Origin of the sequence: Embleya sp. NBC_00896 (genome assembly GCF_045207785.1) — a bacterium.
In the GTDB taxonomy this organism is placed as follows: Bacteria; Actinomycetota; Actinomycetes; order Streptomycetales; family Streptomycetaceae; genus Embleya.
Map to the genome: position 1 here is coordinate 311,591 of NZ_CP108778.1, position 13,626 is coordinate 325,216.

The 13,626-nt window shown below is 69.6% G+C and carries 18 protein-coding genes; 15 read left to right on the forward strand and 3 right to left on the reverse strand.

Annotated features, from left to right (window positions below):
• Nucleotides 1-214: 214 nt before the first annotated feature.
• Nucleotides 215-850, forward strand: coding sequence for a hypothetical protein (locus tag OG928_RS48750; RefSeq protein WP_331738793.1), 636 nt, complete (start codon nucleotides 215-217; stop codon nucleotides 848-850).
• A 148-nt stretch (nucleotides 851-998) separates the two neighbouring features.
• On the opposite strand, the gene OG928_RS48755 is transcribed toward OG928_RS48750, so the two are convergent.
• Nucleotides 999-1,520, reverse strand: coding sequence for a hypothetical protein (locus OG928_RS48755; protein ID WP_331738796.1), 522 nt, complete (start codon nucleotides 1,518-1,520; stop codon nucleotides 999-1,001).
• 370 nt (nucleotides 1,521-1,890) lie between these two features.
• Here OG928_RS48755 and OG928_RS48760 point away from each other — a divergent pair, with 370 nt between their 5' ends.
• Together OG928_RS48760 and OG928_RS48765 are read left to right on the forward strand one after the other, a co-directional pair.
• The gene (locus OG928_RS48760; protein WP_331738799.1) at nucleotides 1,891-2,418 is read left to right on the forward strand and encodes a hypothetical protein; all 528 of its coding nucleotides are present in this window, start codon (nucleotides 1,891-1,893) and stop codon (nucleotides 2,416-2,418) included.
• A gap of 104 nt (nucleotides 2,419-2,522) precedes the next feature.
• A complete protein-coding gene (locus OG928_RS48765; RefSeq protein WP_331738802.1) occupies nucleotides 2,523-2,702 on the forward strand; it encodes a hypothetical protein in 180 nt (59 codons plus the stop codon).
• A 113-nt stretch (nucleotides 2,703-2,815) separates the two neighbouring features.
• Here OG928_RS48765 and OG928_RS48770 read toward each other — a convergent pair whose 3' ends face one another.
• On the reverse strand, nucleotides 2,816-3,088 hold the full coding sequence (locus tag OG928_RS48770) for a hypothetical protein (protein WP_406292300.1): 273 nt from the start codon (nucleotides 3,086-3,088) through the stop codon (nucleotides 2,816-2,818).
• Nucleotides 3,089-3,204: 116 nt separating this feature from the next.
• Between OG928_RS48770 and OG928_RS48775 the strand changes: the two genes are divergently transcribed.
• The 7 genes from OG928_RS48775 (at nucleotide 3,205) to OG928_RS48805 (ending at nucleotide 8,502) form a co-directional block, all read left to right on the forward strand.
• Nucleotides 3,205-3,486 (forward strand): hypothetical protein, encoded by a 282-nt coding sequence (locus OG928_RS48775; RefSeq protein WP_331738805.1) that lies wholly within the window; start codon nucleotides 3,205-3,207, stop codon nucleotides 3,484-3,486.
• A gap of 116 nt (nucleotides 3,487-3,602) precedes the next feature.
• The gene (locus OG928_RS48780) at nucleotides 3,603-4,640 is read left to right on the forward strand and encodes a hypothetical protein (protein WP_331738808.1); all 1,038 of its coding nucleotides are present in this window, start codon (nucleotides 3,603-3,605) and stop codon (nucleotides 4,638-4,640) included.
• Between the two features lie 156 nt (nucleotides 4,641-4,796).
• Nucleotides 4,797-5,612, forward strand: a complete 816-nt coding sequence (locus tag OG928_RS48785; protein ID WP_331738811.1) for a hypothetical protein — start codon at nucleotides 4,797-4,799, stop codon at nucleotides 5,610-5,612.
• Between the two features lie 35 nt (nucleotides 5,613-5,647).
• The gene (locus tag OG928_RS48790) at nucleotides 5,648-5,923 is read left to right on the forward strand and encodes a hypothetical protein (RefSeq protein WP_331738814.1); all 276 of its coding nucleotides are present in this window, start codon (nucleotides 5,648-5,650) and stop codon (nucleotides 5,921-5,923) included.
• Between the two features lie 161 nt (nucleotides 5,924-6,084).
• Nucleotides 6,085-7,116, forward strand: coding sequence for a DUF932 domain-containing protein (locus OG928_RS48795; RefSeq protein WP_331738817.1), 1,032 nt, complete (start codon nucleotides 6,085-6,087; stop codon nucleotides 7,114-7,116).
• A gap of 182 nt (nucleotides 7,117-7,298) precedes the next feature.
• The gene (locus OG928_RS48800) at nucleotides 7,299-7,655 is read left to right on the forward strand and encodes a DUF3846 domain-containing protein (protein ID WP_331738820.1); all 357 of its coding nucleotides are present in this window, start codon (nucleotides 7,299-7,301) and stop codon (nucleotides 7,653-7,655) included.
• 202 nt (nucleotides 7,656-7,857) lie between these two features.
• Nucleotides 7,858-8,502 carry a hypothetical protein gene (locus OG928_RS48805; RefSeq protein ID WP_331738823.1) on the forward strand — a complete coding sequence of 215 codons (645 nt, stop codon included), beginning with the start codon at nucleotides 7,858-7,860 and terminating at the stop codon, nucleotides 8,500-8,502.
• Nucleotides 8,503-8,702: 200 nt separating this feature from the next.
• Here the strand turns inward: OG928_RS48805 and OG928_RS48810 are convergent, their stop codons facing one another.
• Complete coding sequence (locus OG928_RS48810; protein WP_331738826.1) at nucleotides 8,703-9,275, reverse strand: hypothetical protein; 573 nt, start codon at nucleotides 9,273-9,275, stop codon at nucleotides 8,703-8,705.
• A gap of 187 nt (nucleotides 9,276-9,462) precedes the next feature.
• Between OG928_RS48810 and OG928_RS48815 the strand changes: the two genes are divergently transcribed.
• The 5 genes from OG928_RS48815 to OG928_RS48835 all read left to right on the forward strand — a co-directional run bounded on the left by OG928_RS48815 (nucleotide 9,463) and on the right by OG928_RS48835 (nucleotide 12,873).
• The gene (locus OG928_RS48815; protein ID WP_331738829.1) at nucleotides 9,463-9,717 is read left to right on the forward strand and encodes a hypothetical protein; all 255 of its coding nucleotides are present in this window, start codon (nucleotides 9,463-9,465) and stop codon (nucleotides 9,715-9,717) included.
• A 249-nt stretch (nucleotides 9,718-9,966) separates the two neighbouring features.
• Nucleotides 9,967-10,758, forward strand: coding sequence for a DUF317 domain-containing protein (locus tag OG928_RS48820; protein WP_331738832.1), 792 nt, complete (start codon nucleotides 9,967-9,969; stop codon nucleotides 10,756-10,758).
• Entirely contained in the window at nucleotides 10,755-12,074 is a 1,320-nt protein-coding gene (locus OG928_RS48825) for a hypothetical protein (protein ID WP_331738835.1), read from the forward strand. The genes OG928_RS48820 and OG928_RS48825 overlap by 4 nt, the downstream gene beginning before the upstream one ends.
• 101 nt (nucleotides 12,075-12,175) lie before the next feature.
• Nucleotides 12,176-12,397: a hypothetical protein gene (locus OG928_RS48830; RefSeq protein WP_331738838.1), complete on the forward strand. Its 222-nt coding sequence runs from the start codon at nucleotides 12,176-12,178 to the stop codon at nucleotides 12,395-12,397.
• A 119-nt stretch (nucleotides 12,398-12,516) separates the two neighbouring features.
• On the forward strand, nucleotides 12,517-12,873 hold the full coding sequence (locus OG928_RS48835) for a hypothetical protein (RefSeq protein ID WP_331738841.1): 357 nt from the start codon (nucleotides 12,517-12,519) through the stop codon (nucleotides 12,871-12,873).
• Nucleotides 12,874-13,626 lie beyond the last annotated feature (753 nt).

The following is a 13,626-nucleotide window of genomic DNA, read 5'->3' on the forward strand; positions in this document are numbered from 1 at the left end:
CCGGACGGGCGCTGCGGGCGGTCGGCGAGCGCGTATCGGCTGGAACCCAAACCGCTCGACTGACGCCCCCCGGTGGGGTGTCGCGGCCCACCACCGCGACACCCCACCCCGACCCCAACGGCCGTGAACGCGGCCGGACCCGGGAAACGCGACGGCCGCCGGCCAGCGTCCGGCCGCGCTCGCCGCGACACCGATCGACGCCGTGGAGACGACGATGACCGTGCCGATCCTGCTCCCCGAGAACGCAACCCTCGCGCGGCTCCTGGGCCACGTCGAGGATCGCCTGCTGAACGGCCTGTGCCAGGACCCCGAGCCCGCCGAGGACGACGACCAGGACGAGCCGTTGCCTGCTCCGTTCGGCGACTGCGCGGCATCCGACGCCTTCGACAGGGTCCTCGCGTGCATCCCCGCCCGCGTGCTGTATCCGAACGTCGAGGACACGGGATATCGAATCCTGGGCCCGGACGGGCGCTCCGAGCACGAACCCGTGTACGCGGTACCTCTCGACGAGGCCGACGTCGCAGTCCTCGACGCAGCCTTGCGGGACCTGCGCGCCGCTCTGGACGGCACTGGCGACCCGGACGTGCGCGAGGAACTCGCGATTGCGGCAGCCCAATGGGAGACCACCGAGGCGGCCATGGTGGACGCCCTTGCCCGAGTCCTCGCGGTCCTCACCCTGCGAGACGCCGACACCGCCACCCTCGCCGAGGTGCTGCCCGAAAGCCCGGCACTGACCGTCGTGGTCCTGACCCACACCCAAGAGGGGGCCTATCGACGCCTTGCCGAAACCTGGGACCGACTCATCCGCACCGGGCGGAGCCTCCCGTCGGATCCCGCGCCGTCGGACTGAACCCGCGCGTTCGGACGGCAAGCCGGCGCAGGCCCGCCCGGAGGCGAGCCCGCGCCGCTCGACTGTCGACGACGCCCCTGTCCCATCCGTCCTGTTCCCGGATCCGCCCGCGAACGCGACTTCTTCCGCGGCGGCGGGCCCCGAGTCTTTACGAGTCGGGTGTTCCCTGGGAGCGCTGCAGAGCGGCGCGCCGGCGTTGCGACTGGGCATCGAGTCGCTCGGCCTCGGCCCGGGCTGCGGCCGCGTTGCCTACCCAGGGCGGCGGGTTCCGGCGGATCTCCTCGAGGTCGGCGCGGTGCCACTTTTTCGAGCGGGGGCGGGGGTGCAACCGCGGCACGGTCTCGATGGGGATGCCCAGAGCCTCGGCCACCTCGGCGTCGGGCACGCGGTCCGGGTCACGCGGGCCCGTCGAACCCGAACGCCGGCCCCTGGGGCCGGGTTTGGTGTCGCGCGTGGCGAAGTAGGCATCGAGGCGTTTGTCCCAAGGGATCTGGACGGCCTTGCCCACTCTCTTCCACTCCTCCTGCGGGACCGGCCAGTCGGGACTGTCGTGTGCCAGCTGCGCGACGCGCTGTTTCGAGATCGGCGTGTATCCACGCTCGGCGATGCGCTCGGCGATCTCGGTGAAAGTCAGGCGTTCGACTTCCCGCGGCGCGTTCGGGGTTTCCATCGTGCGTCCTCTCGTTGTAGGGGAGAGCTTCCCAGAAACCCTTGTATCGAGGAAAGCCATTCGCGAAGTGGATGTCGACTGCGAGGGGTCGCCCCCCGCGACCCAGCCGGCGCCGGACTCCCGGGCAGGGAGGTGTCGAGATCCCCGCGATCCAGAATCCAAATCCCTTGTTATAATACAAGAGATTTTGCTATCCTGGTGTCTTCGAGGGATTCCCCGGGGAGGCGCGCCAAGCGGCCAGCTGTCGAGCGGCCCCTCGCCGTACCCCCGACGCCACCGATCGAGAGGGACAACCCCGCCCGCTGCTCCGGGCCGAGCCCTCGGCCCGGAGCGGCGACGAGGGCCACCACCGAATTCCGAGGAGGAATGCGTGCACACCCCCTATATCGCGCCTGAGGACGAGTTCGACATGTACGGGATAGAGCTGGACCTCGGCGATTGGCGCTACGTGATCGACGAGCTCGGCGTGGTCTACGGGCGCGGTTGGTACCCGCTCCACCGGTACCCGACCCACCCGGAACCCGACCCGAGTTCGCCGCTCCTGACCCGCCTGGTTGCCGGCGACGCCACGGCTCCCGCGCAGGTGCGCGTCAGCCCCGGCATCGAGGTGTACTCGTGGCGCAACGAGTACGTGACGCTCAACCCGATCGACCATCGCGTCGAGGCACGGATACGCCTGTTCGTCCGCAGGCAGGGGATGGGCGCCATGGTCCGTCGCGTCGTCCTCCACATCGACCTGCGTGACAAGACCGTGCTGCTCCCGGCCGAGTTGCCGGCGGCGCTGCGGACGCAGGCGGAGACCAAGGGACGGCGCGTCCTCGACCTGCTGACGGACGCTCGCCGAGAGCGCCGGCGTCGGCTCCCCGAGCCGAGCCAAGCGCTGTGCGCGACCGCGTAACCGAGCCCCCCAGACCGCCGAGCGGGCAGCGCCGCTGCCCGCTCGGCGGCCCGTTCCGCCGCAGAGACCGGACCGCCGCCCGGCCGACAACCTACGGAGGCCACATGATCGACGAAAAGACGGTTGCCAACGGCCGGTTGGTCGTCGGCTTCGCTGCCTCGCTCGGCCTCGACGCCCAGGGCGCCACCGTCACGATCCCGGCCGGTGCCGTGGAGCTCGACACCGGACCCATCGAGCTGCGGGAGCCCCCGGTGGCGGTGTTCGAGCGTCCCCCGACGCCCTGAGCCCAGCCGCCTCGACGCCGTTCCTCGGCGCCGCGCTGGCCGGGGGCGACGCCGGCCCGGAGGCAGAGAGTTCGAGGGGTGAACCGTGTCCGGTTCACCCCTCGAAGTGCGTGTTACGAGATCACGGAGATGCTGTGCACGGGCGCGGCGCAGACCTCCTTGACGCGCCCGTGAAGCGCGGGCCGGGACGTACGCAGGACCCGGACACGGACGTTGCCCTTGGGGCTGAACCCGAGAACTCTGCCCTCGACCATTTCGGTCGAGTGCCCGGCCTTGCCCCAGCGGCGCGGGAACAGGACGACGGCCCCAACCACGATCTTCCTTGTGCGCCAGTCGAGCACCGACGAATCGGGGGTCGGTGCGGACTCGACTTCGTTTGCCGGCATGGCAGTCCCTCTCAGGAGTGGAGGCGCGGACTCGACCAGTCTGCCAAATCTCTTGTTGCAAAACAATAGATTGAGTATCCTGGAACCTCCAAGGGTTCCTCTCCGGGAGGCGCATCTTGATCTACTTCGACGAGACCTCCGCCGACGAGCTTGACGCCATCCGTGAGCAACGGCGCGATGTGGACCTCGAAATGGCGGCCATGACCGCCGTTGGCGATCGCATGGCCGAACTCCGGCGCGCCGGCGTCTGCACCCACGGTTCCGCGCAGGGCTACCGCGAAGACCTCGGCGACCCCGAACTGCGCCCGGGGCAGGTCAGGTGCACCGATACGTGCGGACGCATCTTCGCCTCCGACGACGACTGGTACGCCGCCATCGACGCTGCCTTGCGCGACTGAAAGCAGCAGACGGCGTCGCTCGTGGCGTACCCGCTCAGGTGCGATCCCCGGAGCGGCCGTGCCCCTGTGGCCCTCTTCCGACAGCGATCCCACCGAACACGCCTGAAGGAGTACACATGATCGACGAACAGGCCGCTGCCGACCTCCGGTTGGCCGCAGACTTCGCCGCATCGGTCGGCCTCGACGCCCAGGGCGCGACCGTCACCATCCCGGCCGGCACCCTGGACCTCGACACCGGCCCTGTCGAACTGCCCGAGCCCTTGGTGGCGGTGTTCAACCGTCCCCTCTGCGGGGCCGTGCTCACCCTTCACCGCATCGGCGGCACGCGCGTGATGTCGGCCCTTGTGGACGGGTTCGCCGACCACGGCCACGACGGCGACACCGCCGCCGTGCTGCGCCTGGCGCACGCGGCGCTGCGCACCTACGACCTCGACCGCACCCCTTGCGCGGAGCCGCCGCTGGTACTCGAACGCGCAACGGCGATGCTCCTGCCGCGTGCCCCGCGGGGCACCATGGCGAGGAGGCCCGACGACGAGGACCCGAACGCCCTGCTCCTGACGTACGGGCCCATGCGCGTCTCGGCCCACGACCAGGGCTTCGCCGTGTGGGAACGGTTCGCCTGGGACGACGCCGGCTCGCAGACCGCCGTGATCTTCGAGGAAGCCGGCCACTGGGGGCCCGCGGGCATGGCCGCGCTCATGGTCGAGACCTTCGAGTACACCGACACCTTGCGCAACGGCCCGGCCGCCCTGTTCACCACCCCCAGGCCGCCGACCTGCCAGGCGACGACCGCCGGCGCCCCGGGGGAGAGCCCCGGCCGGGCACGACGTCCCGGTGCCACGCGAACCGAACGCCACCCCCACGCCACCAACCAGGCAAGGGGAGCCATGATCACCACGCACATCGAGAGCGAGCAATACAAGGTCGCGCTGCACATCGTCGGTGCCCCGGAGATCCCCGCCCCGGACGGCGAGACCCTCGACGTCACCCTCGTGACGTTGACGTTCAACGGCCGCGAACTCACCACAATCCGCTTCGCGACGTCCGACGGCGACCTGTACGTAGCGCCCGCCGACGTCGACGACCCGGCCACTTGGCCCACCTGGCTCGGCGACCTGATCGAACGGTACCGCCCGGCAGCACGACCCGAGTAGACCAACTGTCCCGCCCCGGCAGGGACACGAGACGGATGCCCACGCCCACTCGGACAGCGCGCACCGTTCGGCTGGACCACACCCCGACGCGGGACCCGGCCGACGGTCCCGGAGGCACACCGAACCGGCGGACACCATCACCGGAAAGGGAAGACCATGGGCGACGAACAGCCCCAACACCGGTTCCCCAGCGCGGAGGAGTGCGAGGCGTTCAACTGCGGCGCGCGCTTCCACCCCCAGACCGACGAAGACGGCACCCTCCCGTGCGCCGAGACGGCCGGCGCCCTGACGTTCACCTACCTCGATCACCGCACGGGCACGCTGCGCGTCTCGATACACCTCGACTCCGTGGACCCCGCGATCGTGCGACCGGACGGCACCGTGCCCCTGCGAGTCGACGTCGGAGACACGGTGCTCTTGGACGTTCCCTCCCGAGGCCACGACCGACGGCACGTCGACCGGCGTGCCACGTCGCGGCCTGCTCCCTCTCGCATCGGAGCCCGAGCCGACCGATACGGCGGACGACTGCCAGGTCACCGACCCGAAGGAGCGGTGAGCCGATCCGAAGTTGGCACCGCCGACGCCGCTCCCATCGGACACGCCGCAGGGTCGAAAACGTTGGCCGACGTCCGCGGATCCATGTTCGACGGCTACGACGACGACCGAGTCAACGCCGTCCTGGGCCGTGTGAACGAGGCATTCGGGATCCGGGTCGTCTGCGTGTGGAACTACGTGGACGCCTATGGGTTCGCCGGCGATTCGGATTTCTACGTCGAAGATGCCGAGGGGCGACTCCATTACCTGTCGGGCCGGTTGTGGCTGTGGCTCAACCGCGCCCCCGACCACGCCGACGCCCCGGAAGCCGCCGGCACGCCCGCCGAATGGTTCGGGAGCGTCACCGGGATGTCCGCGAAGCCGATGGCCGGCGACGGCCGGCTCAACTACGCGATCCGCGATCTGCGCGACACGTAGGACCCACCACCAAGATTGATCGGAGAGGCATCGACATGAGCGACGAAGACGAGTACTACGTCCACCTGCGCATCATCGAATGCTCCGCGGACGAGCGGACCGCGGCTGCCTTGACGGAAATTCTGCACGACGCGGGATTCGCCACCGAGGCCGAGAGGCACGGTCCGGACCCGGTGGAGGACACCGAGCGGGAACAGGTCTTGTCCGGCGCGGAGTTCACGGCCTACGGCAAGTCGGCATCCGAGGTGCGGGACCTGCTCGACGCAGTTCCGCGCCTGGATCCGGTTGGAGTTCCCCTGAACCGCTCGTGAGCGTTGCCTGCCGCCCGCCTCGGCGCGGGCGGCAGGCTCCCCCGATGGTCAATTCATAATCTATTGCGTCAACGTAATAGAAGCCTTATTATTGAACCAGTGGGAGAGAGAACCACTTCACCCCACAGCGTTTCCTCGTTCGCCAGAGAAGGGAAATCGCCGTGTCCAAGGAAACTCTCGACTCGTTGAACCGCAACACCCTGATCGGCTTCACGGACAAGCGCGGCAACGCGTGGCACTACCGGGCCAGCCGGCAGGGCGACACCCCCAACCACTACCCCGGCGCCATCCCCGTCGACGACGTCTGCCGGCGCCTGTTCCACTGGGAGGCCGTCCCCAGCCGCGTGTACGTCGACAACCCCGTCACCGGCCAGCGCGAAGCCGTCCCCCACAAGAAGGCCATGCTGCGCAGCGACACCGGCCACACGCTCGGCATCTTCTGCGACTCCTGGCAGCCGCACCCCTACACCGAGTGGCTGATCAACCGGGTGGGCCGGCTCCTGGACACGTCGGACCTGGCCATCGGATCCGCCGGCCTGCTGCGCAACGGAGCCGTTGCCTGGGTGTCCCTGGAACTGGCCGAGACCATCGGCACCAAGGAGGGCGTCGACTTCCGCCCGAACCTCATGGCGGCCACGGCTTTCAACGGAGACCTGTCCTCCACGTACAAGCGCCACGTGACCGCGATCGTCTGCGACAACACGATGAGCACGGCGCTGAACGAGGCGGGGCAGACGGTCAAGTTCCCGCACCGTGGCGACCCCGACGCGTTCCCGGTCATCGACCGCCTTCGTACCGCGTTGGACATCGTCTACGCGACCGCCGATGACTTCTCGCAAGAGGTCGCCCGGCTGTGCGCGGTCCACGTGAGCGAATACCAGTGGAACGAGTTCCTCAAGGCCCACGCGCCCATCCCCGCCGAGAAGGGACGCGCCCGGACGAACGCCGAGCGCAAGCAGGACACCCTCCGCGAACTGTGGTCCCGCGACCCCCGCGTCTCGCCGTGGCGGGGCACCGCCTTCGGGGTCGCCCAAGCCACCAACACCTACGAGCACCACCACAAGACCGTACGCGGTGCCAGCCGGCCCGAACGCAACATGCTCCGCGCCGTCGGCGAGGGCCTCCACAGCCTGCACACGGACACCCTCACCGTTCTCGGCAACGTCATGGACCGATCCCTGCTGCCCGCCTGAGCAGGCGCCCCGCGCCCGCCGGCACGTCACGCCGGCGGGCGCGGCGCGGCCCACCGTCACCGCGCTGCGCGCTCCGGAACAGGAAGCGACGCATCGACACGGTGCGCGCCGCCCCGCCGCACGAGCCCCCCGGACCGACGAACCCGTGCCATGCCACGACGGCCCATCGAACGGAGATCGCCATGCCGGAGACGAACGCGCTACTCCTCACCGAGGATGGGGACGTCATCGAACTGGCCCTGGGGAAGAAGGATCGCCTCCCCGTCTACCGGGCCGTAATCCGATGCGAGCGCGTGGCCTGCCGGGCACTCACGACCCGCTTGGACATGTGGTTCGACGAGGACCACCCGTACAACCACACCGACCGGGTCAACATCCCCGCGATGCTGGTGGCCGCACGCCACGGGTACGCCGGCGACAACATCTGCGGCCCCGTCGTCGTGACCGGAGGGCCGGACGACGAAGGCGCCATGATGCCGATGACCCAAGACGCCCTTCGGGCGCTGCTTGTGTCCCTTGAAGACATCGCCTCCGACTGAATCCGGACCCGGCCCGGAGCACCACATCGCCACGCCCGGACGAGTCGACCAGCTCACACACGCCTCGGCATCCGCGTTCCCCAGCTCGTTCCCGGGCCGCTCGCCCGGGGACAACGGCTTTCGGCCAGGGGCAGTCGACGTCGGTGCCGGGAGCAGCTACAGCTTCCCGTCGTCCGGTTTACAGCGCGAAAGGACAAGGATCATGGGATTCAGCCCCCCGCCCGTGCCGCTCGCACTCGCCGACCTACCCAGGACCCGGGCCGGCCTGGTGGTGCCCGCCATCAGTCTCCGGCACCGGGACGGCACCGCCATCCTCGGCATGACCGACCACGACCGCGTTCACCACGCCCTGTCCCGCGGCCTGTGCCAAACCTGCTGGCGTCCCTTGGACGATCGCATCGTCGCGCTCGCCCGCCCCCGCGACTTCGTCCACGGGTGGATCTCCGAGCCCGGCATGCACCCGGTCTGCGCGCACTATTCGACCCAAGGGTGCCCGATGCTGGCCGGCGTGCTCACACGCCACCGCGCCACCCCACGGGCCTCGGTCAGGGAGCCCTGCGGCGACCCCGAATGCCACTGCGTGGCCTGGGCCCCCGTGGACCCGCACGGCCCCCGTGCCAAAGCCCCCGCGGAATCCTGGTACACGATCTGGCTGGCGCCCGACTCGTACCACGTCGGCCTCGACCCCACCACGCAGCGCCTGGCGCTCGACCTGTCCCGGGCACGCCCCCTGAAGATCAGGCCCCTGTCGGCCACCGGGGCCACCCGTGAACAGGCCGACGGCTACCGCGCGATGCTCTCGACCCGTGCGTTCCTGGCCGACCTCTGTGCGGAAACGAAACCCTGAACCTCGGCGAGGCTCGACGACCAATCGCGGGCGTAGGCGATCGAGCAATCCGGGAACCACGGCGACGTCTCGATACCGGCCGGGAGTCCCCGGCACACTCGCCCGCCGACGCACGACGTCGGCGGGCGAGTGCCGGCTTCGATCACAACCGGCGCCTGCCTCGGTTCGGGCGGGCCCGTGCGGCTCGGCCGTCGTCGGCGTCAGCGCTGCGCCCTGAAGTCTTCCGGGTCGATCAGGCGCTCGGCCCGGGCCGGGAGAGTCTCGCGCACCCGCACCACCGCGGCTCCTTCGAGCCGCTCGATCCTGGCGAGCTCGTCGCGCACCGCCTGGGGGCTGTAGCTGACCCGGGAGTGGTGGGAACGGCCGTCGTGGGTGTAGTCGATCTTCCACATCTGACGGGTCGTGGGGACGACGACGATGGGGGTGTTCGGGCGGCCGACGCAGTGGTGGACGTCGTGGGTGAGGATCGCGTCGGGGCCGTGGTGGGGCCAGCCGGGGACGGCGGCCCAGGTCTGGTAGCCGCACTGCGGGCAGTACAGGCTGAGCTGCGAGGGCCACTGGCTGTGGTGGGCGGGCACGAGTTCCTCCGCGGGGAGGTACTTCTCGCCCTGGCCGGCCCACACGACGACGTATCGCCTGTCCAGGCCCTCCGCGTCGAGAACGGCCTGAACCGTCCCGGCGAACGAGGCGGCCCACGGTGCCTTGTGGGTGCCGTCGTGGATGAACGCCAGGACGACGAAGTCGTTGACGGTGAATCGCTGCTGCTCGCTCACGGTGGAAGTCCCTTCCCCGGGTGTGGATTTCTCCTGACTCCAGTCTCTCTAATCTCTTGTTTTCATGCAAGAGATTTCGTATCCTGGGGTCAGTGGAAAACCCCCGAAGGGGGGGACTCCACCGCCGCGATCCACTCGATCGAACCGCCGCCCCGAGGGCGGGAATTCCATCGAAAGGGAACCCGCAATGTCCGACAACGCATCGCGTCCCGCCGGCCACGTCCTCCCCAAAGACGGCCAGGTTGTCACCTACCACGGCTCCGTCGAGGAATGCCACGGCGCCCGCATCTACGCCGGCCACTGCACCTGCCCGCGCTGCTTCATGGACGTCCTCAGCGGGCAGCCGGCGCGCTACCTGCTTCACCCCATAGCCGAGTCGCTCAGCCCGCCCCTCTACCACGTCCGCCACGAGTCCTTCACCGTCGCCGCCGACCACGCCTGAGCGGACACCGACCGCCGGCACCCGCCCACCCCCCCCACGGCGGGTGCCGGCCCCCCGAACCGCAGCCGGAACCCGGCCGGTTCGGGCGTAGGCCGCGCGGGACAGTCCCCGCCCCGTCCGCGCGGCACGGCTGGGCCTCTCGTACGCAGACGAGAGGCCCAGCCGCCTCGACCAGCACCCCCACCCACACCGAAAACCCTTCCGCACGCTGCGGCGACTACCCCGCCGCCCGCACTCCAAGGAGGGACCGTGACCATCCCACCGAACCCCCCGCCGGCAGCCACCGTCGAAGACCGGTCCGCGCAGACCCTGATCACCCCGGCCCGGATGGCCAGCGCCGGCACGAGCAGTGCCGGCGTGCTGCGCCGAGCGACCGCGCCGGCCGGATGGCACTGGGCCCACGACGCACACGGCAACGTTCACGTACGTTCGACCACCGGGCGCGTGTGGGTCGGATACCTGCCGCAGACTCTCCCGACCGTCCTGCACCCCCACACCCCGACCGACCTCAGCCCCCGCGGCGTCCACCCGATCAGGGGCGTCTGGATGATCGACGGCTACCCCTACGGCAAACGCGCCTGGACCGTCTGGTTCAACGACACCACCTTGGAGCCGCGCGGCGCCCACGTCCCGCCCGAATTCGTCGCCGCCGCCGTAACCGAACTGGCCGCACCAGGACACGAAGAGCCGGACTGGCTTGCCGACCCCGGGCACCCCGACACCGTCTGGGCACTCACCGACGCGGCCGGCTGGACACTCGACCACGCCGACAACGACGACATCACCGCCCGTGCCCCCGACCGCACCGCCGAGCTCTACCACTACTCCGGCGACGTCGAAGAGCCCGACGACCGCGGAACCTGGCTGCTCCGAGCAGGAATCCTGGCATACCCGGGCCACCCCGGGCTGTGGGCGGCGGGCTTCTCCGCCGCCACCCCCGCCGCTGTGATCGCCGCCGTGATGAGCGTCCTCACCGGCCCCGGTGCGCGGCGCCACCCCGAAGACCCTCGTCCGACACCCGAGCAGGGGGAGTCCCGATGAGCACTTCGCGTCCCCACAGCCCACCGACCGCCCTGACCCGTCTCGCGAACACGGCAACCGCCCGACACTGGAACACCAAGGTCGAAGAGGGCGCCGGCTGGTGGGCGTTGACCATGTCGGCACTCGTACGCCGCACACACAACGGCGCGCTGATACAGGCACGCATGCGCGCGGTGTGGAGCGGACCACGAAACCGCTTCGACGCTCACGCGTCCCAGGCCTGGGCCGACGACGCTCCGACGAGTCGGACCGTCAACCACACCGCGATCACGGCCACGTTGGCCAACGCCCACGTGGTGGACCCCATCGGCGAGGCAGCCGGCGACACCAGCGGCGGCCTGGACGCGAACGCATGGGCGGCCCAGGCAGACGAGCACGCCACCAAGGCCGCCGCGGCACAGGCGCGTGCCACCGAGGTCCTGGCGCGCCTGACTCCGAAGCGGGCCCGCTGGGCAGCGGCAGCCAAGGCCACCGTCCGCGCACACCTCGACACCGCCGCCAAGGCCACCGAAAGCGCCCGCGACGCCGCCGCCCGCGCCCGCAACCCGGGATCGGACGCGGCGAACGCACGCACCGCGCGGCAACTGGCCGAACTGGCAAGCCGGCACGCGAACACCGCACACACGGAGGCCGACCTCGCCCGGGACGCCGTCCTGGACGCGGAGGCCGAATACGTCACCACACCCGCAGTGGCCCGCGCCCAAGCGGCCCTGGACCGCAAGGCGGCCGAAGCAGACCCGACCCTGTCCGCCGCCGACTTCGCCAAGCGGGTGATCGGCTCGATCGGCAACGCCGACGAACGCTTCCAGGCATGGCACGACACCAACGCCCGCCCCACAGAGGGATACAGCGCGGCATGGGACCGCTGGTGCGCCGCCTCGGGACAACCCCCAAGGGCCGAGACCTACGCCTGGCTGCTCGCCCACACCGCCCAGAAAGCTGCCATCCAGAAGCTCGGCGTGGCCGCCATCCGACACCTGGAAGACACCCCGGCCGTAGAACGCCTACGCGCCCTGACAACCGAGGCACAAGCCCTCATCGACGGCCGCAACCCACCGACCACATCCGCGCCCAGCTCCTCACGCCACGGCACCCGCCGGGACCACGTCCGCCGCGCGATCGCAGCCACGCTGGACCGCAACACACGAGGCATCGCCGCCGGCTTCGACCTCCTCGTCGTGGCCGACACCTGGGCCCGCCAACTTCCTGCCGAATCCCGGGCGCTTCGCGAAGCGACCCTGATCATGCACGGAATCGACCAGCGACGACGTGACCGCCGTCGCCGACACCTCGAAGCAACCGGGCCGCAAACGTAGGCACCGACCCCGGGGGCGTGGAGAGCCGAGAATTTCGGGTACCCCAACGTCCCCGGGCCGCTGCTCCGATCCATCCCCGATTCAACGGCAAAGGACCCGAGATGAGTCCCCCGAAACAGGCGTACCTCGAATACCAGGTGTCCCTCACGCTCGGCCTTCACGCCGAGGAGTTCGACATCCCGGGGATCGTGGCCGACCTGATCGCCGATCACAACTCGATCCAGTCCGTCGACGACGTGGATAGCGACGACTACTGGGACGTCGTCCGCGAGCACGACAGGGATGTAAGTCCGATAGACCAATTCCGATGCCGACGACAGTAAATGCCCGTCGCAGTGGATGGCTTGGAGAGATCGGCGAGAGTTGAAATCTATTGTCAGAAAACAATAGATTCGATATTCTGGAACCCTGGCAGAGGCCACCGTCTCGAAGGGGAAAAGCCATGGGATACGACCTGTTGATGGTTGACCCGGCCGGCCGTACAGACGACGGCTGGTACAGCATGGCCAGCGAGAACATGATCTACGTGCGCCAGGCCATGGCCGACCTGGGGATGGTCGTCGGTTCTTCGGGCGACGCCGTCGAGGACGTCGAATCGCCGCTGGGCATCCCGACGGCCAAGCTCTCCGTGCAGGGCGGCTGGACGGTGACGCCGTCGGAGATCTCGGTGGCGTTGCTGGCCCTGTCCGTCGCTTCACCGGCGGCAATGCGGTCAGCGCGGCTGCTCTACGAGCGCTGGGATGACTGGGTCGCGTTCCTGGGGGACGCATGCGAGCACGGCGGCTTCCGCGTCGAGTGAGTGGGCGATCCGCCGAACGCCCGAAACAATCGCTGTAGTCACGCTCTGCACGTGGAGGATTCCGTGTCTGACCTCGGCTCGAATAACGACCGCGAACGACACAGTGCCATCGACACCGAAATGGGCGACCAGCCCGCCCAAATCCGTTGTCCGGCGCTTCGTGGGTTGTGGCGGGTTGTGTTGTTGGGGGCCGCAGAGGGCGCCCAGGCTGCTTGTCGGGGCCTCCTGGTGATATCCGAGGCGGGCCTCGTGGTGGCCTGCGAGGGCCGGTTCGATGCGCCTGCGGGTCGGTGCGGGTTCGGCCGTTGGGCGCGGTGGTGGGGCCGCGGAGCGGGCCGGGTCCGGTGTTCGGGTGGGGTCCGTGGATTTCCCCGAATCGTACCCGGAACAGGTTTTGATGCAGACCTTGTCCGTGGTGTGGCGCGCACCTATATTGGAAGTGGCCGGCCCGGTGATGAAGTCGCCTGTTTCCAATGATGGTTGGCGATGACGGTTCCAAGTCACGTGATGTTGCGGGGTGTTGGTTTGCCCCACGGGTCGGCGCCTCGGCTTGTCGACCCCGGGATGAGCGCGACTCCGGGACACCAACCCCTTCTACTGCCAGCGCAGTTCCCGAGCGACGCGGCCGGCAAGCCGGAGACGTCCGGTGCCGTGGGCAATCGCGTAGCGTTGGTGTTGGTTGGAAGTGACGTAGTCACTTCCAACCAACACTTCTTGCGACCCGTAGGGTCGCGCGTCATGTCTGCCGGAGCA

Bases quoted from the DNA above. Each gene is read 5' to 3' on its own strand.
- OG928_RS48825 (WP_331738835.1), top strand. From the start codon at position 10,755: ATGAGCACTTCGCGTCCCCACAGCCCACCGACCGCCCTGACCCGTCTC.
- OG928_RS48770 (WP_406292300.1), bottom strand. From the start codon at position 3,088: ATGCCGGCAAACGAAGTCGAGTCCGCACCGACCCCCGATTCGTCGGTG.
- OG928_RS48830 (WP_331738838.1), top strand. From the start codon at position 12,176: ATGAGTCCCCCGAAACAGGCGTACCTCGAATACCAGGTGTCCCTCACG.
- OG928_RS48790 (WP_331738814.1), top strand. From the start codon at position 5,648: ATGAGCGACGAAGACGAGTACTACGTCCACCTGCGCATCATCGAATGC.
- OG928_RS48800 (WP_331738820.1), top strand. From the start codon at position 7,299: ATGCCGGAGACGAACGCGCTACTCCTCACCGAGGATGGGGACGTCATC.
- OG928_RS48750 (WP_331738793.1), top strand. From the start codon at position 215: ATGACCGTGCCGATCCTGCTCCCCGAGAACGCAACCCTCGCGCGGCTC.
- OG928_RS48765 (WP_331738802.1), top strand. From the start codon at position 2,523: ATGATCGACGAAAAGACGGTTGCCAACGGCCGGTTGGTCGTCGGCTTC.
- OG928_RS48780 (WP_331738808.1), top strand. From the start codon at position 3,603: ATGATCGACGAACAGGCCGCTGCCGACCTCCGGTTGGCCGCAGACTTC.
- OG928_RS48805 (WP_331738823.1), top strand. From the start codon at position 7,858: ATGGGATTCAGCCCCCCGCCCGTGCCGCTCGCACTCGCCGACCTACCC.
- OG928_RS48785 (WP_331738811.1), top strand. From the start codon at position 4,797: ATGGGCGACGAACAGCCCCAACACCGGTTCCCCAGCGCGGAGGAGTGC.
- OG928_RS48815 (WP_331738829.1), top strand. From the start codon at position 9,463: ATGTCCGACAACGCATCGCGTCCCGCCGGCCACGTCCTCCCCAAAGAC.
- OG928_RS48755 (WP_331738796.1), bottom strand. From the start codon at position 1,520: ATGGAAACCCCGAACGCGCCGCGGGAAGTCGAACGCCTGACTTTCACC.
- OG928_RS48835 (WP_331738841.1), top strand. From the start codon at position 12,517: ATGGGATACGACCTGTTGATGGTTGACCCGGCCGGCCGTACAGACGAC.